Below are 22,029 nucleotides of genomic sequence, written 5' to 3' on the forward strand. Positions count from 1 at the left end.
AACACACCCCAACCCCACCCACCGCCACCAGCCACACACCCACCGCAACCACCCGCCACCCCGCCACCCACGCCCTGGCGTCCCACCGCACACCACACCAACCACTCCACGCCATGGCAATGTCGCGTCGGGTGAACGCCTCCCGGCTGCCAGCCCAGCGGCAACAGAGCGATCCTCATGCCCTGGCCATCCTCGACTCCGGCCGCCACGCACCCCGAACCGCCCACCCTCTTGATCGATCTTCCAGTCGAGCCCTGGGTCGGCTCCGCCCGGAAGGAGTGATGCGCAAACCCGTCCCAGTGCCGCGGATCCGCCCGCCACAAGGCGGCCGCCCGCCCAAACGCGGCGGCGAGCTCGTCTCCGGCCACCCCGAGACCAGCAGCGAGGCCACCGCGGTGACCGACACCGGCACCGGCCGATACGGCACCGCGCAGGCACGGCATCGACAGCACCCCCGGCTCACCCGGTGGGCTGCATAGTTCGACCATCACGGACCGTTCCCCGTCACCAAAGGCACCCCGAACCGGCTGACGGTCACGAAACAACCCAGCAGCCGAGTGCACAAGCCCGCCTGGCTGTGCGCTGGCCGGGAACGAGCGCTGGCCCCACCCGCGTCGACCTGTGCCGGCAGGCATTCCTCCACCGCTTCGAACGGGAGCACACCTTCCGGCTCCTCAAGCAGACCCCCGGCCGGACCGAGCCGAAGCTGCGGAACTCGGCGGCCGCAGACCGCCGCACCTGACTCAGCCCGGCCGCACACACTCAGCCCCGTCTCGCCCGCACACCCGCTCAGGACCTACGCCGACCATGGGAGCGGTCGGCGCAACCGAACAGGCCAACCCCTGCCCGGGACCGTCCCGGGTCCAGAAACCCGAGGGCGAAGGCGGACACACCGGCCGGTGCACCGAAAATCCCACCAAGCCCAGCCCCGGCTGTCCCCAGGGCTCGAACAACCGACGGCCCGCCATCCGCCACGACGTCCGGCGAGTGCTGCACCCGACCGCACAAATCTGAGTGCACAAGTCGGCAACCTGTCAGGCGTCCTTTCCCCTGCTCGATACCTGGAGCACCTGCCGTCGCTGGCTGACGATCTGCCACCCGGAGCCCGGGAATTCGCCACTGCTCCAGAGCACTACGACTTCTCCAGCAAGCGGTGTGTGAAGGATCTGGAGGTCCAGCACATCCGCGGCGTCGGAGCTGACGACCAGCGGATGGAGATCCGGTTCCGGCACAACTGCTGGAAGCACGACGAAGACCTGTTCATCCGCTACACAGGTGTCTCCAGCTTCGACGGCGGAAGCATCGAGGACAACGACCGGACGACCGTCGGGACGGTCATCCTCGACGAGATCCTGCCCCACCAGAACGGCTGCAGCCACGAGATCGCGTTCTGGAACGGCTCCCTCACCGTCGTCTGCCGCGACCTCGCCGCGACCTGGATCCCGGCTCCCTGCCCCGACAATCCATAAACCCGCAGGCCCCACGCTCACCGAGGCCAAACGGCAAGCTCAGCATGTCCTCATCTTCCGTCCGCGGCATGGGGCAGGGACAGACGGTTCCAGACGGCATCCGACCGGCCGACAACCCTTCGAATTTCGCTGGAACTTGTTCCCCCCATACATAGTCGTGCCGCACATCCCGCACCGGCCGGTGCACGCAGTCCCTCCACATGCCCACAGCCGCGCGGACAGCACCTGGCTGCAGACAATTCCGGGTGCCGTCAAGACGGCTGATCTCAGATAATGCACACGAAGCGAGGCCGTTGATAACGGGCTTTGTAACCGAGGTCCGACGGCTTCCGGGAGCGCCGACACGGACCCGTCCCGGCCCTCTACGCGCCACGGACCCTTCGGTACGTCCCCATGCCCGGCGTACCGACATCGACGCGATCCGGGTGAGGCGCAACCAGCAAACCGACATGCCCAACCTCGGCACGGCCGCGGGCATCCCCCTGGCCCCAGGCCGTTGCCGAACCGCCGTCTACCGGTGCTGCACGAGGTGCCACCGTTGCAGCCAGCCGCCCCCGGGACGCTGCCGATCCGGTAACGTCACACAGGGCCGCACCGCGGAAGCCCGGCAGCGCCCCGGCCGATGGCGCACCAGTGCCACCCGTGCCCGACACCATCTCCAGGCCCGCGCTGGCCGACTGCATCACCGCTCTCGGGGCCCTGCGCGCCGGCGCCGACTCGAACCCCGAGCCAACGATCGAGGTCGGGGAGGGCTGCAACCGATTCCCGCCCTCCCCTGACCTCGCCCGGTAGCTCTCCGCGCTGCTCGACCGTTTCATCCGCGACGGAACCCTCTCCGCCTATGCAGACCGCCGACCTGCAGACAGCCGAGAGGCCATGGCCGAACTCCTCAGCCGATACCTGAATATGCACCCAAGGGCTGTCCCGCAAAGCCTCAGGTGCCCCAGCTGACGCTTTGCAAGGCAGCTCGGGACATGATGGCCCCTGTGACAAACAGCCTGCAGACACCTCCGGCTCGGATCCCCGGCTATGACGGCGGTCCCTTCCGCCACCAGCCCGACCTTCTGGACGAGCACCTGTTCTGGGTGGGCCACCTGCACAACTACTACTCCGAAAGCGAGGAGGCCGAGGACCTCGTACGAGACACCGACGAGCAGGCCGCCGGAGACCTGCAGTCCCAACTGCTGGCAGGCGAAACCTGGCCCGTCTTCACGGTGCCACTGCACGGCAACCACCACCTGTACGTGGTGTATCGCGCCTTCGAGGAGGACGAAGGCATCGACTACCTACTGCACCACCCTGACTGGGATGCGGCCGAGCGTCTGGCACAGGACGAAGGCCACTTCATGGGCCCTGGCCTGTCCTGGGCCGAGCTGACCGCCGCAGCGGACAACGCCCTGCCCGGCGGCAGCACCACCGATCCCCACGCCCGGCTGCTGCTTCTGCTACCCGCATTCGGCGACGACAACGTGCCCGACGGCGCTGTTGAACGCCTGGCCGCGGCGTTGCGCGCCCGCACCCGCATCGAGGCGCCAGAACGGCTTGCCGCGGCACTCCTTGGGGATCAGGGCCCGTGCGGCCCGACGCGCTGGGCAACAGCCGAGGGCGGCTACCCGGTCAACGATGGTGGCTACTCCTTCCGCAACCCCACCAACAGTTTTGCCTGGCCGGCCTCACGTCTGGCCCGGGTTGGCAGGGCACTGGCTCCCTAGCCGCGGTCGAGGAGTGCAGAGACAATCAACACGCGTCGCAACCGGTCGTGCGTGCGTGCGTGGAATGATCAGGCTGTTGGTGGCGTGATCACGGCGTCGGAGTCGTCCTGGACAGGCACGTTCTCCCGCCTGATCCCGTAGCGGTTCGGCAAGCTTGTGACGGTGCCGCGGCACAAAGACGCGGACGCTGTCCGCCGGGGTCGTCCATGGAGCTTCCCGTTGGAGGACCGGGCGCTGCTGGTCGCGGCGTACTGGCGCACCAACCTGACGATGCAACAGCTCGCATCGCCGTTCGGGGTGTCGAAGTCAGCATCGGCCCGCATCATCGATCAACTCGGGCCGATGCTCGCGATCCGGCCCCGCAAGCGGTTCGCCAAGGACACCGTGCTCATCGTTGACGGCACCCTGGTGCCCACCCGCGACCACACCATTGCCGCACAGTCCGAGATCTACCGGTACTCCACCCACCACCAGGTCATGAGTCGGGTGCTGGTGCGGATGGAACTGTCATGCCCTGGGCTCACGCCTCCGGCTCGGCTGCCACAGTACCCGGCAGCCCAGGAAACCGCTGCCCAATGTCGGCCCGTCGCAAGCCGGCCATCCGCCTGTCGCCCCGGTCGACCTGCCAGATCAACCCAGCCTCGCGCAGTGCACGAAAGTGGTGGGTAACGGTCGCCTTGGAGACCGGTAGACCGAAAGAGCTGCACGTCCGCGCCGCGCCGTCGGGTTCGGCTTCCAGCTCATTCCCCACTCGGCACCGCAGCGGATCTGCTAGAGCGGCGAGTACCGGGCCGAACTCGATCTCTTCGACGCTCGACTGGCCTTCACCGTAAGGCATTTGAAACATCTCCCCTTAGGTACGGATTGCATCGTACCTACAAGTTCGGTAACGTCCAGAAGGTACGAGATACACCGTACCTATCAAGGAGAGAATCCTTCATGCCCCAGCCCTTCGCACTCGTCGGCACCGCCCATCCCAAGCCGGAACGCGCCGAGGAGTTGAAGCAGCTCCTACTCTCGTTCGTCGAGCCGACCCGGCAGGAGTCCGGCTGCCTCGAATATCACTTCCACGAAGATCGCAACGACCCCCGAGTCTTCGTTTTCTACGAGGCCTGGCGCTCCCAGGCCGATCTCGACGCCCACCTGGCCCTCCCTCACATGCAAGCGTTCTGGGAGCGGCGCATGGACTACTTGGAAACCGACCTCGACGTCCGGTTTCTCACCATGCACAGCCCCTACCGGTCGACCCGCCGAAGTGGAGTACAGCTTCTGGCACCCCAGTGACGCCGCGTCGACCTTGAACCTCACGACCGACCTACCCGGCTCCTCCCGCCGAACGTGGGCACAGATCGGGCCGGACGCGCCGGAAGGCCCGCTGCCCTCGCCTACCCAGCAGTGCGTCCGCAGCAGCCGTGCGCCGCGTCGAACCGCCTTGGCCCGGACATCGGTGACAAGGGCCGCCGTGCTGAGCTGTCGGCGCCACATCCTGGTCACCGGAAATCGCGTACAGAACAATCCCCATGACCTCGCCGTCCTCAGGGGGAGCGACAGCGACTCGCTCAAGGTGATCGAGGCATGCACCGTCCGGTCCCCGGACAATCCGCTGTCCCGGCTCATCCCCGAGCGACGGCGCCGGCAGGACCCGATCCTCCTCAGGGGCCCGAATCGCCGGTCAGAGCGGCCGCGGTCAAGGTGAGGTGCCGGACCAGGAGCGCGGTTGCAGTGTCGGCGTCGCGGGCCAGCGCCGCCTCCTCCAGCCTGCGGTGTTCCCCGGCGCCGTCCCGGCCGGGGTTGCGGTGCGCCGACCAACGGCGGGCCAGCTCACTCGCGGTCCACAACCGGTCGAAGGTCTCCAGCAGCGCGCTGTTGCCACACCCCTCCAGCAGGGTGCGGTGGAAGGCCCTGTGAGCCTCGGCCCAGGCGCTCGTGTAGTACTCGCTCTCCTGCGTCACGTACGCCGGAGTCCGCGCCAGACGATGGTGGGCGGCCCGCACGCGGGCCTCCCAGTCGACGTCGCCGCGTTCGATGGACATGCGCAGCACGACCGGTTCGACGGTCCGGCGGGCTTCCGCGATCTCCTGCCAGCGGCGGTCCGAGAACGACGGTCGGGGCGGCTCTCCGGCAGCCGGGTGCAGACGGCTGCCGCGTTCGTTTCCGCCCGGGCCGGCGAGTCGGCCAGGAGGAAGAGGCCCAGCACCGGTTCCGAAGGCGCGTGACCGTGAACGCTGATGTGCTCGACGCCCCCCTCGGGACGGGCACACCCCTAGACGAGAGCACGTAGATCGGATGGTAGTTCGCCGCCCTGGGCCGGTGGCTCTAAGAACTCCTAACGGAATGACCCGCTTGGCGTCTTCACGGGCCCACTGATGGGTGATGCATGTGGTTGCTACTGTCCGAGCGTGACCCTGACTGACCTCAGCAACGGTTTCCGTGACGACGAACAGAGACGGCGTGTCCGGGCGGTCGTTCATGATCGCCTGGCAGACGACCGTGACCCGCAGGAGTGTCGCTACCTCATGCGGTTCTGGTGGCAGCTGAGCATGCCGTACCAAGAGGTGTCGATGGAGGATCTGAGGCTGAACGTCCACCCGCCGAAGCTTGACGTGGTGGAGGAACTGATCAACGCCATCAGGTCGTCCCATGCGCAGATCGATGCCTGGGCTGCGGGCGCCGAGCGGGCCTTCCCGGTTGTTGAAGATCGTGGCTTTCGGGGTTCCTCAGGCAGCGAGAGCTAGGACGTCGGCAGCCTCCTCAATCGTCGCCAGCAGATGAGACTGCAGGCGAGGCTGAGGAAGGCTTCATGGATGTCGTCGCGGATCTCCCAGCGGATCCGCAGCCGGCGGAACCAGTGCAGGTGGGCGAACGCGCGTTCCACGACCCACCGCTGGGTGCCGAGGCCGGAGCCGTGCTGGGTACCGCGGCGGGCAATCAGCGGTTTCACTCCAAGGCCCCAGACCAGGCGGCGGTACTTGTCGTGATCGTAGCCACGGTCGGCCAGCACCACGTCCGGGCGGCGCCGGGGCCGGCCGCGCTTGCCCCGCACCGGCGGCACGGCCTCAAGGAGCGGAATCAGCTGGGTGACGTCGTTGCGGTTACCGCCGGTCAAAGTGGCGGCGAGCGGAATGCCGGTGGCGTCGGTGATCAGGTGATGTTTGCTGCCCGTCCTGCCCCGGTCAACAGGGCTTCGTCCTGTCTTGGAGCCCCCTTTAACGCCCGTATGTGAGAGCCGTCGACCGCCGCCAGAGAGAAGTCCAGAGCGTTCACACCGCGCAACTTGGCAAGGAGCACCTTGTGCAGCCGGGGCCACACACCGGCTTCGGTCCACTCGGCCAGGCGGCGCCAGCAGGTCATGCCCGAACCGAAGCCGAGTTCCTGCGGCAGGTGTTCCCAGGCGATCCCGGTGTGCAGAACGAACAGGATCCCCTGGAACACCAGCCGGTCAGGGTGACGCTTGCGTCCAGGATGCCGGGCCCGACGCTCGACCTTCGGCAACAGCGGCTCGACCACCGCCCACAGTTCGTCGTCGACTTCCCACGGCTTCGGCCGTACCACCCCGCACCCCCGGATCATCAGTTGCGGAGTGATCCAACCACCTTGAAGATCATTTCGTTAGGAGTTCTAAGCGCGTGTGTACGAGGCACACGACCCCTTCCTTCTGCCGTCCCACTGCGGGCATATCATGATCTTTTAGCGACCGCCGGTCCCGCGCACGCACGACCGAACTCCGGCACGTTCACTCACCGAACCCTGCTCCTGAAGGAAATCGCACATGTCTGCACTCCGTCCGCGCACCGCCCGCATATCGGGGTTACTCGTCACCACCACCGCGATTGCCGCGGGCCTCGTTCCCGCGGGCACCGCCCAGGCCGTCTCCGGCCCCGAGGCGGCGGCCGGCCTGCACGCCTCCGCTGTCAGGCTGGATATCGGCGACGATGCCAGCAGCCGCGCCTGCACCGCCGTCCTGATCAACCCGCGCTGGGTCCTGACGGCCGCCAGCTGCCTCGCTGTCAAGCCCGGCGACCACGTCCCGACGGGGAAGCCCGCTCTGAAGACCACCGCCACGCTCAGCAACGGGCGGACCCGTGAGGTCATGGAGGTCTCAGCGAGCGCCACTGACCGCGACCTGGTCCTGGCCCGCCTCGCGACCCCCGTCACCGACATCGCCCCCGTGAAGCGCGCCACCACCGCTCCCGCAGCCGGCGCCACCGTGACCGCGGTCGGCTTCGGACGGACCAAGACCGAATGGGTGCCCGACAAGCTCCACACCGGCACGTTCACCACCAACTCCGTGAGCGCCACCACCGTCAGCATCACCGGCAAGGGCACCGACGCCATCTGCAAGGGCGACACCGGCGGCCCCCTCCTCAACGCCACCGGCGAGCTCATCGGTATCAACAGCCGCTCCTGGCAAGGGGGCTGCCTCGGTGCCGACGCTGCCGAAACCCGCACCGGTGCCATCTCCGTCCGCACCGACGACCTCGGCAAGTGGATCGACGACCACACCAAGACTCCTGCGGCGGTTGGTGTGCACCGTCCGGCTGATGCGGCGTTCTACACGGCGGACCGGAGCGGGACGCTGTTGGGGAAGGCGTTCTTCGGTGTTCAGGACGACGTGCCGTTGACAGGTGACTGGAACCGGGACGGAAAGGACACGTTCGGCGTGTACCGGCCCAGCGAGCAGGCCTTCTACCTGTCCAACGACAACTCGTCGGTCGCCGTGTCGCGAAAGTTCGGCAACCCCGGTGACGTGCCGCTGGTCGGCGACTGGGACGGTGACGGCGTCGACACCATCGGCGTGTACCGCCCGTCGGACCAGGCGTTCTACCTGTCCGACGACAACGTCTCGGCCGCCCACGCTGTCAGGATGGGGATCGAGGGCGACACCCCGATGGTGGGTGACTGGAACGGCGACGGCAAGGACACGGTCGGTGTCTACCGCTCCTCGGACACGACCTTCTACCTCACCGATTCACAGACCTCCGCCCCTGTCGATCACAAGGTGACGTTCGGGAACCCGGGCGACGTCCCGATCAAGGGCGACTGGAACGGCGACGGTAGCGACAAGATCGGTATCTACCGCCCGGCGGAATCCGGCTTCTACGGCGCCGCCAAGGACTCCGACACGGTGATCTACAGCGTCCGGTTCGGCGACCCCACCGACACCCCCGTCATCGGGCGCTGGTAGCCGCCCTACGCTGTGACGCAGGCCTGGTGCGGCCAAGGCTTCCACAGTCGGCCGCACCGGGCCTGCGCTCGTGGCAGCGCGGGCAGGGCCAAGGCCGCAGCGGCTTCTCAGGAGGCGCTTGATCTAGACGAGTAAGTCCGAAGTCTTCGAGTGCATGAAACGAGGGTCTCGTTGGTTCGTTTGTGACGACAAACCTGGAGACCCTCGCGACAGCACTGTACGTGAGGATCGATGACTCTCTGGCAGGAACGCGGCGGTCGGGCCGTCCACCGAAACTGACGGATGCCGAACTGTTGACGCTTGCGGTGATGCAGGCCGTGCTCGGTTTCGTCTCCGAGGCGCGCTGGCTGCGGTTCGCCCGCTGCCACCTGGCCGCCGAGTTCCCCTACCTGCCCGGGCAGTCCGGCTACAACAAGCGGCTACGGGCCGCGAACACGCTGATCAGCCGGTTCATCCGCACGCTGGCCCGGGACACCGACCTGTGGCACGACGACGTGTGGATCGTGGACTCCACCCCCGTGGAATGCGCTCGCTCACGCCCGACGGTCAAACGCTCAGACCTGGCCGGCTGGGCCGCCTATTCCTACTGCCCCTCGCACTCCCGGTTCTTCTGGGGGCTACGTCTGCACCTGCTCTGCACACCGGGCGGGCTGCCGGTCGCCTGGGCCCTGGCCAACCCGAAAGTGGACGAACGCGAAGTGCTGGCCGACATGCTCACGGGCGACCCCGGCTTGCTGCCCGCCCACCCAGGGCAGACGGTCATCGGCGACAAGGGCTACGTCTCCAAGCACCTCGACACCTTCATGGCCGGCTACGGCTTGGCGCTGCTGCGGCCCAGCTACCGCAACCGCCGGCCACGGCCGGGCGAGCACCTGCTCAAGCCGATCCGGCAACTGATCGAGTCGGTCAACGACACCCTCAAAGGCCAGCTCGACCTCGAACGCCACGGAGCCAGGACCCCAGCCGGAGTCCTGGCCCGCGTCGGGCAACGGATCCTTGCCCTGACCGCGGCAATCTGGCACAACCGGGCCAACGGAACACCGTTGACCAGGTCACTCATCGCCTACGACCACTGACGAGCTTCGGACTTACTCGTCTAGGGCACCCATGCCCAGTGGAACTTCATCGAGCCGTACCTGTACCCGGAGTGGTTGCGGGAGCAGTTCGAGGGTGCGATCGGGCGGTTACGGTCCAGTGCCCAGCGGCGGGAGGAGTCTGCCGAGTTCGGCCCCTGGCCCACCGTCCGACGAACGCGAGCAGCCGGCAGCGGCTGTCGGCGGCGAGGTGGATCTTTGTGGTCGGTCCGCCCCGGGAGCGTCCGAGGGCATGGTCGGCCGGCCAGCCCGGGGCCATTGCCTCGGCGTCATTGCCGAGTTCCTCCTCCCGGCCGGTAAGGCGTTTCTGGGCGGCGCGGCGGAACTCGTCGGAGATGGCCACCACCAGGCGGTAGGCCATCACCGCTGTCTGCGCCGCCTCCCCGAGCACTTCGGCGAACGGCTCGGGCAGAGGCGGGTATCCGGACGTCATCAGCAGGATGGCGGCCTCCGCGCAGATGACGCGCGAGGGCCGCCAACGTTTCGGTGCGGCTAGGGTGTGAGGTGCATCGGGCCGCCGGGCTGCCCGTGATCGCCGTTGCGGAAGGCGGTCTCCAGCTCTTCGGCCGTCATGTCTCCAGGGGCGGGGGGAGCCTCATGGCGCTCGACGGTGGGGCTGGGCGGCTCGGCCATCGCTGTGGCGGCGGCGACGCCTGCCGCGACCAGGACGAACGTGGTTGCCAGGACGCGGGTCCGCTTGCTCAATGCCATGAGGGTCTCCGGTTTCGGGCGGGTCCCGGCCAGGGCCGCTCGGGCGGCCCCGGGCGGCGGCTTGTCTACCGTACGGCGTTGTAGACGGCCACAGCCTGCGATCCGTGCTCCGAAGAGAACATCCGGTTGTCCAGCCAGCCGCCGCTGTTGTTCGTGTAGCGGTGGCTGTTCACCCCGACGATCTGAGCGTTGCCCGTGAAGTTCTTCACCATGGGGCCGCCGGACGCTCCGCCGCCCATGTCGCAGTTCATCTGCAAGCGCTGATCGAGCGGGTTGAAGTTGGACGCGTCGACCGTGGGGCCGGTGCAGTACCGCATCTTGTCGTCGGCAAAGTCCGAGTCAGGCCGGTTGTAACCGTTGGCCGGATAGCCGATGGCGAAGACGAACGAGTTCTCGGGCGAGTTGCTACGGAACTCATAGCCGTACGCCCCGACGACGTTCTGGATCCTCGCGCCGTTGTCGGCCGGCTTGAGGGTGATGGCCGCCATGTCGGAGTACCGCACGTCAGTGTCCTTGATCCAGGACGTGGGCACGTACGAGGCGGCCTTCTCCCAGACACCGAACGGGATGTTCGTGCCGTCGTAGCCAGGGACGAAAACCATCTGCTTGTGGTAGCCGTTCCCGGTCTTGCCGGTGTGCACGCAGTGCGCGGCCGTCCAGAGCGTCGCCTTGTTGTTGTGGTTGATGACGGCAGCCGTGCACCGGTAGGTCCCCCCGTTGGCGTGCTCGTAGAGCAGAAATCCGGTGGCCTGCCACGGCCACTGTCCGGGGGCGGGGGACGTCAGGGATCGCGATGCGTCCGTCACCGCCGACGGCCCGAAGCCTGTCTGCCGGGCCGGTCCTACGGGGAGGGCGGAGTCGCCCGAGATGGAGACGTCCGGGCCGATCGGCTTCTTGGCGGCCTGCGGGGCGAGGTCGGCCGGCTGGGGAGCGCCCATGTCCGCGGGACGGGACATGACCTCCCGGATGCGCTTCGGAGTCCAGAACGCCTTCGCCTCGCCCGGCTTCGCGGTGGAGCGCTCCACGGCGACGCCAGGGAGGGACGGGCTTGAGGGGGCCGACGGGGATGCTTGCGCGGCGCTGCCAGCCGCGATCGTCGCGAGAGAGAACGTGAGTGCCGCAACTACCTTGATTCGCAAGGGAATTCGCATGCAGCCACTGGAACATCCGGGACTGCGTTCATCGCCGATGGCTGGTGCGGTGTGTCCTATTCCGCTCGCATCTTGTCCCGAACGGCGCCTGGACGGAGCCGCTCCGGACCCCAGGGCGGTGAGGCCGCCACGGCGGGACGGAAGCGGTCGCGGGCACCGCTTTCCGTCCCGGCGCGGCAGTGACGGGATCCCGTACCGGCCCTTCTGCGCGTTCCTCCCTTTGCACGCGGAGCGCTTGCGCCGGCGGCTGCCACGGGGTGTTGGATATGGCCGACATGGTGGCGCACCCTGCGTGCCCGGGTACCAGCCTCGGCTGATCGGCCCCGAACCGCGTGGCTACAGCACGCCGCCCGCAGTTCCGCCCCGGCCCTCAACAGATCAGCCACCACGCCATCCCGCAGGCGATGGCGTGCCGACTGATCCTGGCGGCCTCAGGCGTCGGCCAGTCTGTCCTGCGGGTGGAACTCCCTGACCCTGGCCGCGCCGGGATCCGGGGCGCCTTCTCCGCACCTGCCGCCTTCCCTGGGGTGGCGGCAGGTGGTTCGCCTGAGTTTCTGGGAACTCCTGCCCCTCCAGATATCTGAGCATCGAACCGCCAGGGCATCGAATGAGCACGGATCATTCCTTGCAAAGAACAGACCGTTTCCCCGAGAGGGGACTCCTGAACGGATTCCCCGCCTCCCTGCACGTCCGCGATCCGGGCCGCCCCGCCCCCTCGCTACAGGGGATTGAGCTTCTCCTCGATGCACTTCACCGCGCGAAGACGCCAGGAAGGTGACGTCGGCCGAGCCCATCGCAACGAGCGCGGTCGCGTCGAGGTGACGGGTGACTACGAAGGCGAGGAGGGCACCGAGCGTCCCGGACAGGACGGCGATGAGGATCACGATCGCCATGGCCTTGACGGTCTTCGCCGGTCCGTCCGGGGTGGGTCCGCAGTGCTCTCCCGGACCCGGCACCCACACACCAGGCATACACGGCACGACCCGCGCACCCCATAAAGCGGTGCGCCCTTGTCCCGGTTGCCTAAGGGCTGTCCCGTAAAGGCTGGTTGAGTCACGTAGCCGAGACTCCGGATATCGGCGGGACTCCGGACGGGCAGCTGTGGCAGCCTGCGGACATGTCAGAGTTGCGAGAGCACGCGGGCCGTCACTACGCCATCCGGTCCCTCTACGCCGGGCCCGACGACGCCTGGACCATAGAGCTGAGCGAGGCCGTACCCGCGCCGGCCGCGTGGGCCGAGATCCCGAACACCATGAGTCACCGACCCGGGGTGGCCTTCCTCGCGGCGTTCGTCCCCGACGAGGATCCGACACTGGAGCCGACCGTCCACATCCACAGCCATGACGAGCACGTCATCCCCTACGAGATCATGCGCTGGTTCATGGAGCAGGTCACCGAGCAGGTAGAACGCTGCCGGGCTGCCTACGCGCAGCAGAAGCTTGAAGCAGTGGAATGATCTTGGCATGGCTGGTGTGATCACGGCGTCGGAGCCTTCCTGGATAGCCCCGTTCACCGGTCTGCGCGTGCGGGACTTCCGAAATCTGGTGACGGCCATGCGCCGCGAGGGCGCCGACACGGTGCGGCCGGGCCGGCCGTGGAGCCTGCCGCTGGAGGACCGGGTGCTTCTGGTCGCTGCCTACTGGCGAACCAACCTGACGCTACGGCAGCTCGCCCCGCTGTTCGGTGTGTACAAGTCGGCGGCCGACCGGATCATCGACCACATCGGCCCGCTGCTCGCGCTCAGGCCCCGCCGTCGGTTTCGTAAGGACGCTGTGCTGATCGTGGACGGCACTCTGGTCCCCACCCGCGACCACACCATCGCCGCGCAGTCCAAGAACTACAGGTACTCCACCAACCACCAGGTCGTCATCGATGCCCACACCCGCCTGGTCGTCGCGGTCGGCAAACCCGTCCCGGGCAACCGCAACGACTGCAAAGCATGGGCCGAGTCGGGCGCCGCAGCCGCCGTCGGGAAGACCACCACGATCGCTGACGGCGGCTACCCGGGCACCGGCCTGGTGATGCCGCATCGGCGACCCAAGGGCGGCGACCTCACCGAGTGGCAGGCCGAGCACAACCGCGAGCACAAGCGGGTTCGCGCCCGCGTCGAGCATGTCTTCGCCCGGATGAAGACCTGGAAGATCCTTCGCGACTGCCGCCTAAAGGGCGACGGCGTCCACCACGCCATGCTCGGCGTCGCCCGCCTGCACAACCTCTTCCAGGCAGCGTAGCCGAGCGCAACCGGCGATCATCCGACCCTGCCCCCAACGCTCAAAGATCGATTACGGGACAGCCCTTAGCCGATGAGAGCCTCAGTGATCTGACGGGTGGTCTGCGCGGCGACCCGGGGGTTGACGGCGGCGTAGTAGGTGTAGGCGTTCAGGGCGGTCGCCAGAGCCCAGCCGCGGCCCCGGACCCAGGTGGCGTCGTCAACGCCGAGCGCGGCGCGGAAAGCGGCCCGGCTCCCGGCCGACATCAGGGTGAAGGCGATCATCAGGTCACAGGCAGGGTCGCCGATGCCAAGCCCGCCGAAGTCGATGACCGCGCTAAGGCGGCCATCGACGGTCAGCAAGTTGCCGTTGTGGAAGTCGCCGTGGAACCAGACCGGCGGGCCGTCCCAATCGGGGGCTCTCAGCGCCGCCTCCCACAGCTCGGTCATGGCCGCAGCGTCGAACGCACCGTCAACCTCTGCGATGGCAGCCCGCGTCGCCCGGTCCCGTGCGACCAGCGGCCGGACGGTGAGGTCCCCGCGGGCGCCCTGGGCCGGGATCTCCCCGGGCTCGAACCCTTGGAGAGCGGTCAGGAACCCGGCCAATTCGACGGCGGCCTCGGACGAATCGGCCAATGCCTCGACCGTCGCCACCTCGCCATCCAGCCAGCGCGAGACCGCCCATGGCCACGGATAACCGAAGTCGGGCTCCCCCACCCCCACTGGCACGGGGACGGCCAGTGGCAGGTGCGGAGCGAGCCGCGGTAGCCACTCGGCCTCCTTCCGGGCCTGCCCGATGGCGTCGGCATGGCGGGGCAGCCGGACGGACAGCGCCTCGCCCAACCGGTAGATCACGTGGTCCGAGCCAGCCGGGTCGAGCAACTCCAGGGGCAACTCGGCCCACTGCGGGAACTGCGTATCGACCAGGCGCCTGACCAGCGCGGCATCAATCGCGGGACGGACGTCTGCGATTCTCTCGGTTGGCAAGAGCAGCTCCTGGAGTCGGCCCGCGCCGTGCGGCAGGCAGTTGAGGCCATCACAGTGCGTCGCAGGTCGCCTGTCGACCGGATTTCCCACCGGCGCGACCGCTCATGCCCTGGGTTTTATGAACTGGCCGACTGGGGCATCGCAGCCCCTGAAGGAAGACGAATGGCTTCGTCGGGAGCAAGGCGGGCGAGCAGGCAGTGATGCAGCTGCCCCAGCATGCGGTTGAACAGGTGCCGTAGAGCCTGCACACACCCGTCCCCTCCGGCCCGGCGGCGCCGGCAGTGGGTGTCTGCGCCCAATGAACGTGAGAGAGGCGAAGGCCCACAGGTGGCCGACGTGGCGCCGGTTCCCCTTGACGAACCGGCGCCCGACGTTAGCGGCGTCTACCGAGGCCCTCGTGATCGGAGCCGAGCCGACGTACGCCTTCAATCCTTCGGCCGTGGCGAACCGGCTCCTGCCATAACTCGGCGGAGTCCGCAGCGGGCGGCCGCTGAGACTTCACAGAGCGCCGATAACGCAAGAAGTGCCGCAGCACGGGGTCAGCCACGATGCTTCTTGCGATCGGAACGCGGTCGCCCCCGTCGTGCACCAGTTCCAAAACACGAACCACCCCCGCACTCCAACTGACCTGCACAGGGCCGACATCCGATAAGCTGCACACTGAACACGTTCAAGAAATAACGGCCGGGGGGCACGTGAGTACGTCGGAGAAGCGTCTGCTGGTGCCGCTGCGCACCCGAGCCTTCAGGGTGGCGGAGAACGCCGTCCTGGTCTTCGTGGGGGGACTCTTCCTGTGGGTCGCGTGGCTGTCCCTGCCCATCGTCTGGGCCGTCGGAGGGGTATTCCTGGCTGTGTTCCAGGATGACTACGGGGTGCCCTGCAAGGACGCCTTCGCCTACCTGCCGGCGCGAATCCCCGATGGAGCGACGCACCTGCGGTGCCGGTCGCAGGGAATAATGGACGCAAATTTCCAGGCCACCTTCCGCATGCCCCAGGCCGACCTCGACTCCTGGGTGGCCGAGTCCTTCCCCGACCGGAGACCGCCGGACAAGAATCCCTTCCTCCTCGGCCCCTGCGAAGCCGACCTCTGCGTGGGCGTGATGCGAGACCGCATGGACCGCTCCAACAGGGGCGCCACGGACATCGCCCTGACAGCACGTCAGAGAGGTGACGGCACTACGCAGGTCTACTTCGACGCCGGCTAAGGACTCGGGAGTGCGGCTCACTGGATCAGGTCGGTGTGCGGGTGTTCCGGGGATGCTGGGCAGACGTAGATCTGCATGTTGTCCGTGCTGCCGACTTCGACACCGGCCGGCTGGGTCCACTCCGAGGCCTGGTCTTCGCACGGGACCCAGCCGCACGTGCCGTTGCCCCATCCGTAGGGGGCGATAGCCAGCAGGGGGACCATCCGGGTTTCACAGATGGCGCAGGACCGGGGGTACGGGTCGGAGCGACCCCGCGGGGGCCGGCCGCCGGCCTTCCAGTCACGGGCGCTGGCCGGCACCGCGCCGCCGAAGCCCCGCGGGCGGTACGCGCATCCGGCGTCCAGGCCGACGCCGGCCGCTCGCCATCTGCCGGCGTCGCGCACCGCCAGTCGGAGCTCCGGGCCGAGGCCGAGGCCGTCGGGGTACTCGGCGATCGCTTCCGGGACCGGCAGGCACTGCCCCGGCATCTATCCCCCCGGTCCCCCTCGAACGGTTCCGGGGGCACGGCAAGGACGTCACGGACCTCGGACCCGGTGCCCCGGAACAGCGCAGTCGACGGCCTGGGGCTCGGGGCATCTCCGGGCACCGGCCGTTCACCCGCCGCGCCATCGGAGGTCCGCTTCGACGGGATCCGCTTTCAGGCCGACCACGCGAGCTCTGGACAGTATGTCCAGACTGGACGTACAGTACAGCCATGAGTGGAACAGAAGCGGTCCGCGACCCTCGTCTTCGGATGTGGGGACCGGTGTGCAAGGCCGTCGCCCTGCTGCTCGGCCCGTACGCCGAGGTGGTCCTGCACGATCCGGAAACCGACCGGGTACTGGGGATCTGGAACCCGATGACCACCCGCCGCCCGGGAGATCCCTCGCTGCTCGGCGAGCTGGACGTGCTCGCCCAGTCGGCTCAGGACGTGTACGGACCGTACGAGAAGATGCTGGTGGACGGCCGTCGCCTGTCTTCGGTCAGCGCGGTTCTGCGCGATGCTCAAGACCGGCCTTCGGTGGTCCTGTGCATCAATCTCGACCGCACTCCGCTGGAACAGGCCGCGGCGGTCCTGTCCGCCTTCGGCGCGCCGGTCGTGCAGCGCCCCGAGCCGCTGTTCGAAGAGGACTGGTCCGAGCGCATCCAGCACGTGATCGGCTCCTACGTCCGGGAGACGGGCCGCCCCGTCGAACGCATGACCCGCCAGGACCGCCTGGCCGTCCTCGGCCGCCTCGACGAGGCCCGGGTGTTCGCGGTGCGCCGCGCAGCCCCGGTCGTCGCCGGGGCGCTGCGGGTGTCCCGGTCCACCGTCTACGGCCTGCTGGCCGAGCTCAGAGCACCCAGCGCAAAGGACTGATGCACCATGACCCGTCTGCCCGATTTCCGCCTGGAGACGTACTTCTCGCGGTGGGAGTTCACCGCCCGCCATCACCTGACCGCCTCCGACGTGCAGACGATGACGCTCGGCGAGCTCCTCGCCCTGGCCGATGACAAGGACCGGGACGCCTTCGAGAACCTGTCCCTGGGTTACACCGAGACGTTCGGCGACCCGGCACTGCGGGAAGTGATCGCGCAGACGTACGAGCGCGCCAGTGCCGACGATGTCATCTGTTTCGCGGGTGCCGAGGAAGCCCTCTACCTGGCGATGAACGTCCTGCTCGGCGCGGGCGACCATGCGGTGGTGGTGACCCCGAACTACCAGGCCGCCGAGACTGTGCCGCTGGCGCTGTGCGAGGTGACCGGGGTGGCCCTGGACCCGGACCGGGACTGGGCCCTGGATCTCGACGAGGTGGCGGCGGCGATACGGCCGAACACCCGGGTCGTCTCGGTGAACTTCCCCAACAATCCCACCGGCAAGGTCATCGATGCGGACGACTTCGCCGTGCTGGCCCGGATGTGCGACGAGCGGGACATCCACCTGTTCAGCGACGAGGTCTACCGAGGTCTCGAGCACGACCCGGCCCGTATCCTGCCGCAGGCCGCCGACCTCTCCGAACGCGCCCTCTCCCTGAACGTGACCTCCAAGTCCCTGGGGCTGCCCGGACTCCGGATCGGCTGGATCACCTGCCGCGACCGCGGGCTGCGCTCACGTCTGGAACGCGCCAAGCACTACACGACCATCTGCAACTCCGCGCCCAGCGAGGTCCTGGCCCGCATCGCGCTGAAGGCCCGCACCACGCTCCTGGACCGCAACCGGGGACGGATCGCGGCCAACCTGCCCGCGTTCGAGGCGTTCTTCGCCGAGTTCGCGGACGACTTCGAGTGGCGGGCGCCGGACGGCGGATGCGTTGCCTATCCCCGCTATCTCGGCGCCGACGGGGTGGAGGAGTTCTGCACCCGCCTCGTGGAGGAAGCCGGAGTACTGCTGCTGCCCGCAAGCATCTACCACTCGGAACTCACCGCCACCCCCGCCGACCGGTTCCGTATCGGGATCGGCCGACGCAACCCGGAAGAAGGCCTGGCCGCCTTCGCCTCGTGGATGCGAGCCCGCCGGTGACCCTCCCCGTCTTCGGCCTGGTCGCCATCGAACGGACGGTCACCTCACGGCTGGTCCTGGACACCGTCCAGGACGGACTGATCGCCCACGCCGAAGGCCGCACCACAGTACCGGCCCCGCTGCACATGGCATTCCCCGAAGCCGACGGCGACTGCCACGTGAAAGCCGGCTGGATCACCGGCGCCGCCAACTTCACCGTCAAGATCGCGACCGGCTTCTACAGCAACTCCGCCCTCGGCGTCCCCTCCAACCACGGCCTGGTCTGTGTCGTCAGCGCCCGCACCGGACAAATGCGCGCGGTCCTCGACGACCGCGGCCGGCTCACGGCCTGGCGCACCGCGGCAGCGGGCGCGCTGATCACCCACGCCATGTCCCGCCCCGACGCCTCGACCCTGGCCGTCTTCGGCACCGGCGAACAAGCCCTGCTCCAGGCCACCTGGCTGGCCGAACTCCGCACCGTCAGCGCCGTACTCGTCCACGGCCGCACCCTGAACAGAGCCGACGCCCTGTGTACCCAGCTCCGCGCACACGGGCTGAACGCCCGGCCCGCTGCCGCTCAGGACGCCGCCGGCGCAGACATGATCATCACTACGACCGCGGCCACCACCCCCGTGCTGGACGCCACCCACGTACGCGAAGGCGCACACGTGACGGGCATCGGAACGGACATGCCCCACAAGAACGAGCTCCCGCCCGCACTCTTCCGCCGCGCACAGATCATCGCGACGGACGACCACGCCCAGTGCATCGACCACGGAGACTTCGGCCATGCCGTCCGCGCCGGAGCCACCGCCCAGGACAGCGACATCCCGGCGGGCGAACTCCTCAAAGCGCACCCGGACCGCCGCGAAACAGCAATCACGGTCGCCGACCTCACCGGGGTGGGCGCGCTCGACGCGGCACTCGCCTCCGCCGTCCTCGACCAGCTCCTGCGGTAACCGCCCAGATCTGCACAAGTCGGGATCCGCCCACACCTCTCACACCCGACCGGCAGGACCCTGCCATGGACGCCACCCCCCACACCGAAGCAGCCCCCTCCCCCACCGTGCCCCCACAGCCCATAACCCGCACACGGGCCAAGACACACTGCACCCGGTGGCTGCCGCACTGCCCCGAGTCAGCCAGCACCGCCCGCCGCATCGCCAGCACCGTCCTCCACGCATGGAACGTGGACGACGACACCATTGACCATGCACTGCTCGTCGTCTCCGAACTCGTCACCAACGCCCTCGAACACGCCCTGCCACCAGTCACCCTCCATCTGCAGCAGACCGAACACGACGGCACCCTGCGCATCGAAGTCGACGACGGCGGCCCCACCGACAACGAGGGCACCTGGACCACGAGCTGCGCACCCGAAGAACACGGCCGCGGCGTGGCCATCATCACCCTGCTCGCCAGCGCCCACGGCACCCGCATCCTCGCTCACACAGTCACCTACTGGGCAATCCTTCCGGCAGCCAAGTGAAAACTGAACGCGGGCCGGCCGCTGCTCGGCTGAAGGCGTGACGGGCGTCCTCCAGCGCCTTCGCCCAGTCCCGCTCGAAGGCCGGCACTCACTGCTCGGCGCGCCGGTCCGCGCGGAGCCGGGCGAGGAGTTCGGCCGGCGCGCCGGGAGCGGGCGCGAACGGGACGGCGAGGGCGGGTGTGTGGTCGGGCTGGCCGCTCATCGGCTCCTCCTGCGACGGGTGCTACCGGCCACCGTGGAACGGCATGGCACAGGCCCTGACGGTTCCGGCGCAGCAGTCGACCGGAGCGTCCACGATCAGGAAGGCCAACGCCGCACAGCACCGCCCCGGGGGCTGCCCGGGACCCGTGCTGCGCCGACCCGTTCCACGTCCGGCGATCCGCCCTCTTCCGGACCGCGGCCGCCACGAATCCCGGCCGACGTCCGCGGTCACATGACCAGCGGCTCAGCCATGAGTACGACTCGGTCGGCCTCGACACCGAAACCGAGCACCGGACGGCCGTAGCCGCCCTCCGGATCCATCAGGACCGGCTTGCCCAAGCATCGCCCGATCTCCCACAAGAAGCCGCAGAACACATCGAGCCGCTCCTGACCCTGCAACCCCCACAGGTCAACGTCGAAATCGATGACCCCGTCGTCACGGAAACGGAAGATCGCCAGAACATCGGCAACCGGCCAGACCCGCAGGTCCGCACACTCAGCGTCAACCGGCCGGGACAGCACACTCTCCGCCCGGGGCACCGGCAGCACGGTCTCGCCCTCCGAGTACTGACAGCTCCAGCCCCCCGCCTCAACAAGATCGAGGACCGCCTACCAGTCCCCCACCGAGGCACCCGGCACACGGACATCCGGCAGTGACCCCACGAGATCCGGATCGAAGAAACAGCTCACGTCATCCCACAGCAGATCAGCCACACCCCCATGCTGCCCGGCTCCACGCCCCGACACAGCCCCGTTTCCCTCGGCCAAGAGACAGGGGCGCCCCCCTTCGACACTTCCATCATCCCGCCCCGGCCGGAACAGGCTGGACTGACGGGAGGCGAGCATCAGGTCCTCCGGGAGCAGGCGGGCGTCGGCCTGCCCGCGGCGGGAGCGCACGACGCTGCTGCAGCCGCCGGCCGGAGCGCGGGTGCCGGCCTGATTCCCCCCGGCGATGGTGCGGTGCGCGTCGGCTTGAAGCCGGACAACGTCCGCCCGCTCATCCCGTGGCGTGGCGGTGGACCGACGGTTCGGGTCCCGGACGCCAGAGTGTGAGCCCAGTAGTGCGGGCCGCCTCCCGACAAGGAGGGGCGCCCCGCACGCCGCCGCCGCCCGCTTCCGCAGGCACCAGGAGTCGGCATCCGGCGGACACTATGCCACGCACACCCGCTCAATTGGCGATGAACCTAGAGCCCGAGAGGCCCGTCACGCAGTTCTTTCCAAACCTCTTCCCAAATCGGCCAACCGCGGGGAACGTTCCTCTTCTTCAGGACACCGGCAAGAAATCCTGTAAATCCGCCATCGAATATCTCAATCTCAGGACATTGACGGTAGGACACTGCAACATCCCAGTCCTGCAGATCCTCCGAAGGGACGAGCAGGCAAACATCACCATCCCAGTTATGATACGCCCAGGGAATCATTCGATCCCGATGCTCGACGACACGCGGGGGAATGTCATCCAAGAATTCCAATCCACTAAGGAAATACCGTCGCTCCTCTTCGATGAATTCAGCCAACCGACTTCCGTCATCAGGATGCGGAATGAATAGGTGATCGAGGAGAATGGCCCCTCCGTAGCAATCCACGAAGGCGCGGAAATCCGCAGGAGTCGGCGCGCCAGCTGCGGCATCGATCTCCTGCCAGGCATCCGGTCCAGCGGGCCGAGACCTCCGCACACCACCCATCAACTGGTGCAAGAAGGGACGAAGGAGCTCACCACTTGGATTCTCACTCATACTTCTTCACCAAACACCTCTTCCCGGAGCATCCCCCGCGGGCGCAGGGTCGACACTTTCTGAGCTCGGACTCTATCGCCTCAGATAGCCGCGGCTGCGCAGGTAAGAGCTGAGCGCGTTTGTTGACGAGCTCGGAGCACGGTTGCCGGCTGGCGGGCCGACGAAATTGGCCGAGAAACGAGAGCACCGTGGCGTGTCGGGCGTGTTCGCGGCTGTGTCAGTGGCCTCCGCCTGCATTGCCCTGTGACCGTCTATGAATTGATCGCGCAGCCACTTGCCCCTGAGATCGCCCGCGCCCGCCCGGAGCCGATCGTTCAGTCGGCCCGAGCCTCGGAAATGCTGAACACCCCGCCGGTATGCACACCGCCCCGCCTGCCCGTCCACACGGCCGGCCCCGACGATGGCCGTGCCGACGAGGGCGG

The 22,029-nt window shown here is 68.1% G+C and carries 21 protein-coding genes and 5 pseudogenes; 16 read left to right on the forward strand and 10 right to left on the reverse strand.

From position 1 onward, the window contains the following. Positions 1 to 1,157 precede the first annotated feature (1,157 nt). From ACXNSR_RS00005 to ACXNSR_RS00020, 4 genes and pseudogenes are all read left to right on the forward strand, one after another. Positions 1,158 to 1,469, forward strand: coding sequence for a hypothetical protein (locus ACXNSR_RS00005; RefSeq protein WP_458640046.1), 312 nt, complete (start codon positions 1,158 to 1,160; stop codon positions 1,467 to 1,469). Positions 1,470 to 2,111: 642 nt separating this feature from the next. Then, positions 2,112 to 2,261, forward strand: a complete 150-nt coding sequence (locus ACXNSR_RS00010) for a hypothetical protein (protein WP_458640047.1) — start codon at positions 2,112 to 2,114, stop codon at positions 2,259 to 2,261. Between the two features lie 194 nt (positions 2,262 to 2,455). After that, complete coding sequence (locus ACXNSR_RS00015) at positions 2,456 to 3,181, forward strand: hypothetical protein (protein ID WP_458640048.1); 726 nt, start codon at positions 2,456 to 2,458, stop codon at positions 3,179 to 3,181. A gap of 51 nt (positions 3,182 to 3,232) precedes the next feature. After that, positions 3,233 to 3,661, forward strand: a pseudogene (locus ACXNSR_RS00020) (helix-turn-helix domain-containing protein); the annotation flags it as partial. 40 nt (positions 3,662 to 3,701) lie between these two features. Here the strand turns inward: ACXNSR_RS00020 and ACXNSR_RS00025 are convergent. Next, the gene (locus tag ACXNSR_RS00025; RefSeq protein WP_458640049.1) at positions 3,702 to 4,028 is read right to left on the reverse strand and encodes an ArsR/SmtB family transcription factor; all 327 of its coding nucleotides are present in this window, start codon (positions 4,026 to 4,028) and stop codon (positions 3,702 to 3,704) included. 92 nt (positions 4,029 to 4,120) lie between these two features. Here ACXNSR_RS00025 and ACXNSR_RS00030 point away from each other — a divergent pair, with 92 nt between their 5' ends. Beyond that, a complete protein-coding gene (locus ACXNSR_RS00030; RefSeq protein ID WP_458640050.1) occupies positions 4,121 to 4,465 on the forward strand; it encodes a putative quinol monooxygenase in 345 nt (114 codons plus the stop codon). A gap of 368 nt (positions 4,466 to 4,833) precedes the next feature. On the opposite strand, the pseudogene ACXNSR_RS00035 reads toward ACXNSR_RS00030, so the two are convergent. Further along, positions 4,834 to 5,286: pseudogene (locus ACXNSR_RS00035) on the reverse strand (GntR family transcriptional regulator); the annotation flags it as partial. Positions 5,287 to 5,580: 294 nt separating this feature from the next. Between ACXNSR_RS00035 and ACXNSR_RS00040 the strand changes: the two are divergent. Next, on the forward strand, positions 5,581 to 5,916 hold the full coding sequence (locus ACXNSR_RS00040; protein ID WP_362832581.1) for a hypothetical protein: 336 nt from the start codon (positions 5,581 to 5,583) through the stop codon (positions 5,914 to 5,916). On the opposite strand, the gene ACXNSR_RS00045 is transcribed toward ACXNSR_RS00040, so the two are convergent. After that, a protein-coding gene (locus ACXNSR_RS00045; RefSeq protein WP_458640051.1) for an IS5 family transposase occupies positions 5,913 to 6,751 on the reverse strand; the annotation gives its coding sequence in 2 pieces (ribosomal slippage) (positions 5,913 to 6,388 and positions 6,388 to 6,751; 840 coding nt in all). The genes ACXNSR_RS00040 and ACXNSR_RS00045 overlap by 4 nt on opposite strands. A gap of 199 nt (positions 6,752 to 6,950) precedes the next feature. On the opposite strand from ACXNSR_RS00045, the gene ACXNSR_RS00050 reads away from it, so the two are divergent. The 3 genes and pseudogenes from ACXNSR_RS00050 to ACXNSR_RS00060 all read left to right on the forward strand — a co-directional run. Then, complete coding sequence (locus ACXNSR_RS00050; protein WP_458640052.1) at positions 6,951 to 8,366, forward strand: S1 family peptidase; 1,416 nt, start codon at positions 6,951 to 6,953, stop codon at positions 8,364 to 8,366. Positions 8,367 to 8,548: 182 nt separating this feature from the next. Continuing rightward, complete coding sequence (locus tag ACXNSR_RS00055; RefSeq protein WP_458640053.1) at positions 8,549 to 9,442, forward strand: IS982 family transposase; 894 nt, start codon at positions 8,549 to 8,551, stop codon at positions 9,440 to 9,442. Between the two features lie 48 nt (positions 9,443 to 9,490). Beyond that, a pseudogene (locus ACXNSR_RS00060) lies at positions 9,491 to 9,694 on the forward strand (hypothetical protein); the annotation flags it as partial. A 258-nt stretch (positions 9,695 to 9,952) separates the two neighbouring features. On the opposite strand, the gene ACXNSR_RS00065 reads toward ACXNSR_RS00060, so the two are convergent. Both ACXNSR_RS00065 and ACXNSR_RS00070 read right to left on the reverse strand, forming a co-directional pair. Next, entirely contained in the window at positions 9,953 to 10,171 is a 219-nt protein-coding gene (locus ACXNSR_RS00065; RefSeq protein ID WP_458640054.1) for a hypothetical protein, read from the reverse strand. A gap of 65 nt (positions 10,172 to 10,236) precedes the next feature. After that, positions 10,237 to 11,196 carry a trypsin-like serine peptidase gene (locus ACXNSR_RS00070; protein ID WP_458640055.1) on the reverse strand — a complete coding sequence of 320 codons (960 nt, stop codon included), beginning with the start codon at positions 11,194 to 11,196 and terminating at the stop codon, positions 10,237 to 10,239. Positions 11,197 to 12,439: 1,243 nt separating this feature from the next. Between ACXNSR_RS00070 and ACXNSR_RS00075 the strand changes: the two genes are divergently transcribed. Further along, the gene (locus ACXNSR_RS00075) at positions 12,440 to 12,778 is read left to right on the forward strand and encodes a hypothetical protein (protein ID WP_385363849.1); all 339 of its coding nucleotides are present in this window, start codon (positions 12,440 to 12,442) and stop codon (positions 12,776 to 12,778) included. A gap of 7 nt (positions 12,779 to 12,785) precedes the next feature. Further along, positions 12,786 to 13,553, forward strand: a complete 768-nt coding sequence (locus ACXNSR_RS00080; RefSeq protein ID WP_458640056.1) for a transposase — start codon at positions 12,786 to 12,788, stop codon at positions 13,551 to 13,553. Between the two features lie 65 nt (positions 13,554 to 13,618). On the opposite strand, the gene ACXNSR_RS00085 is transcribed toward ACXNSR_RS00080, so the two are convergent. Then, positions 13,619 to 14,518 carry an aminoglycoside phosphotransferase family protein gene (locus ACXNSR_RS00085; RefSeq protein ID WP_458640057.1) on the reverse strand — a complete coding sequence of 300 codons (900 nt, stop codon included), beginning with the start codon at positions 14,516 to 14,518 and terminating at the stop codon, positions 13,619 to 13,621. Positions 14,519 to 14,634: 116 nt separating this feature from the next. After that, positions 14,635 to 14,974: pseudogene (locus tag ACXNSR_RS00090) on the reverse strand (IS110 family transposase); the annotation flags it as partial. A 239-nt stretch (positions 14,975 to 15,213) separates the two neighbouring features. Between ACXNSR_RS00090 and ACXNSR_RS00095 the strand changes: the two are divergent. Continuing rightward, positions 15,214 to 15,723 (forward strand): hypothetical protein, encoded by a 510-nt coding sequence (locus tag ACXNSR_RS00095; RefSeq protein WP_458640058.1) that lies wholly within the window; start codon positions 15,214 to 15,216, stop codon positions 15,721 to 15,723. Positions 15,724 to 15,740: 17 nt separating this feature from the next. Here the strand turns inward: ACXNSR_RS00095 and ACXNSR_RS00100 are convergent, their stop codons facing one another. Beyond that, complete coding sequence (locus tag ACXNSR_RS00100) at positions 15,741 to 16,190, reverse strand: hypothetical protein (RefSeq protein WP_458640059.1); 450 nt, start codon at positions 16,188 to 16,190, stop codon at positions 15,741 to 15,743. Between the two features lie 227 nt (positions 16,191 to 16,417). On the opposite strand from ACXNSR_RS00100, the gene ACXNSR_RS00105 reads away from it, so the two are divergent. From ACXNSR_RS00105 to ACXNSR_RS00120, 4 genes are all read left to right on the forward strand, one after another. Further along, positions 16,418 to 17,062 (forward strand): helix-turn-helix transcriptional regulator, encoded by a 645-nt coding sequence (locus ACXNSR_RS00105; protein ID WP_458640060.1) that lies wholly within the window; start codon positions 16,418 to 16,420, stop codon positions 17,060 to 17,062. A 6-nt stretch (positions 17,063 to 17,068) separates the two neighbouring features. Then, positions 17,069 to 18,202 (forward strand): aminotransferase class I/II-fold pyridoxal phosphate-dependent enzyme, encoded by a 1,134-nt coding sequence (locus ACXNSR_RS00110; protein WP_458640061.1) that lies wholly within the window; start codon positions 17,069 to 17,071, stop codon positions 18,200 to 18,202. Then, positions 18,199 to 19,140, forward strand: coding sequence for an ornithine cyclodeaminase family protein (locus ACXNSR_RS00115; protein WP_458640062.1), 942 nt, complete (start codon positions 18,199 to 18,201; stop codon positions 19,138 to 19,140). The genes ACXNSR_RS00110 and ACXNSR_RS00115 overlap by 4 nt, the downstream gene beginning before the upstream one ends. A 65-nt stretch (positions 19,141 to 19,205) precedes the next feature. Then, a complete protein-coding gene (locus ACXNSR_RS00120) occupies positions 19,206 to 19,670 on the forward strand; it encodes an ATP-binding protein (RefSeq protein WP_458640063.1) in 465 nt (154 codons plus the stop codon). 429 nt (positions 19,671 to 20,099) lie between these two features. Here ACXNSR_RS00120 and ACXNSR_RS00125 read toward each other — a convergent pair. After that, positions 20,100 to 20,585, reverse strand: a pseudogene (locus ACXNSR_RS00125) (hypothetical protein). A 470-nt stretch (positions 20,586 to 21,055) separates the two neighbouring features. Beyond that, a complete protein-coding gene (locus tag ACXNSR_RS00130) occupies positions 21,056 to 21,607 on the reverse strand; it encodes a hypothetical protein (RefSeq protein ID WP_458640064.1) in 552 nt (183 codons plus the stop codon). Positions 21,608 to 22,029 lie beyond the last annotated feature (422 nt).

The sequence above is a fragment of the Streptomyces sp. NC-S4 genome (genome assembly GCF_054353315.1).

What these genes read in the sequence shown, in the direction of transcription:
- ACXNSR_RS00025 (WP_458640049.1), bottom strand. Translation starts at nt 4,028, where the DNA reads ATGTTTCAAATGCCTTACGGTGAAGGCCAGTCGAGCGTCGAAGAGATC.
- ACXNSR_RS00030 (WP_458640050.1), top strand. Translation starts at nt 4,121, where the DNA reads ATGCCCCAGCCCTTCGCACTCGTCGGCACCGCCCATCCCAAGCCGGAA.
- ACXNSR_RS00050 (WP_458640052.1), top strand. Translation starts at nt 6,951, where the DNA reads ATGTCTGCACTCCGTCCGCGCACCGCCCGCATATCGGGGTTACTCGTC.
- ACXNSR_RS00065 (WP_458640054.1), bottom strand. Translation starts at nt 10,171, where the DNA reads ATGGCATTGAGCAAGCGGACCCGCGTCCTGGCAACCACGTTCGTCCTG.
- ACXNSR_RS00075 (WP_385363849.1), top strand. Translation starts at nt 12,440, where the DNA reads ATGTCAGAGTTGCGAGAGCACGCGGGCCGTCACTACGCCATCCGGTCC.
- ACXNSR_RS00080 (WP_458640056.1), top strand. Translation starts at nt 12,786, where the DNA reads ATGGCTGGTGTGATCACGGCGTCGGAGCCTTCCTGGATAGCCCCGTTC.
- ACXNSR_RS00100 (WP_458640059.1), bottom strand. Translation starts at nt 16,190, where the DNA reads ATGCCGGGGCAGTGCCTGCCGGTCCCGGAAGCGATCGCCGAGTACCCC.
- ACXNSR_RS00105 (WP_458640060.1), top strand. Translation starts at nt 16,418, where the DNA reads ATGAGTGGAACAGAAGCGGTCCGCGACCCTCGTCTTCGGATGTGGGGA.
- ACXNSR_RS00110 (WP_458640061.1), top strand. Translation starts at nt 17,069, where the DNA reads ATGACCCGTCTGCCCGATTTCCGCCTGGAGACGTACTTCTCGCGGTGG.
- ACXNSR_RS00120 (WP_458640063.1), top strand. Translation starts at nt 19,206, where the DNA reads ATGGACGCCACCCCCCACACCGAAGCAGCCCCCTCCCCCACCGTGCCC.
- ACXNSR_RS00130 (WP_458640064.1), bottom strand. Translation starts at nt 21,607, where the DNA reads ATGAGTGAGAATCCAAGTGGTGAGCTCCTTCGTCCCTTCTTGCACCAG.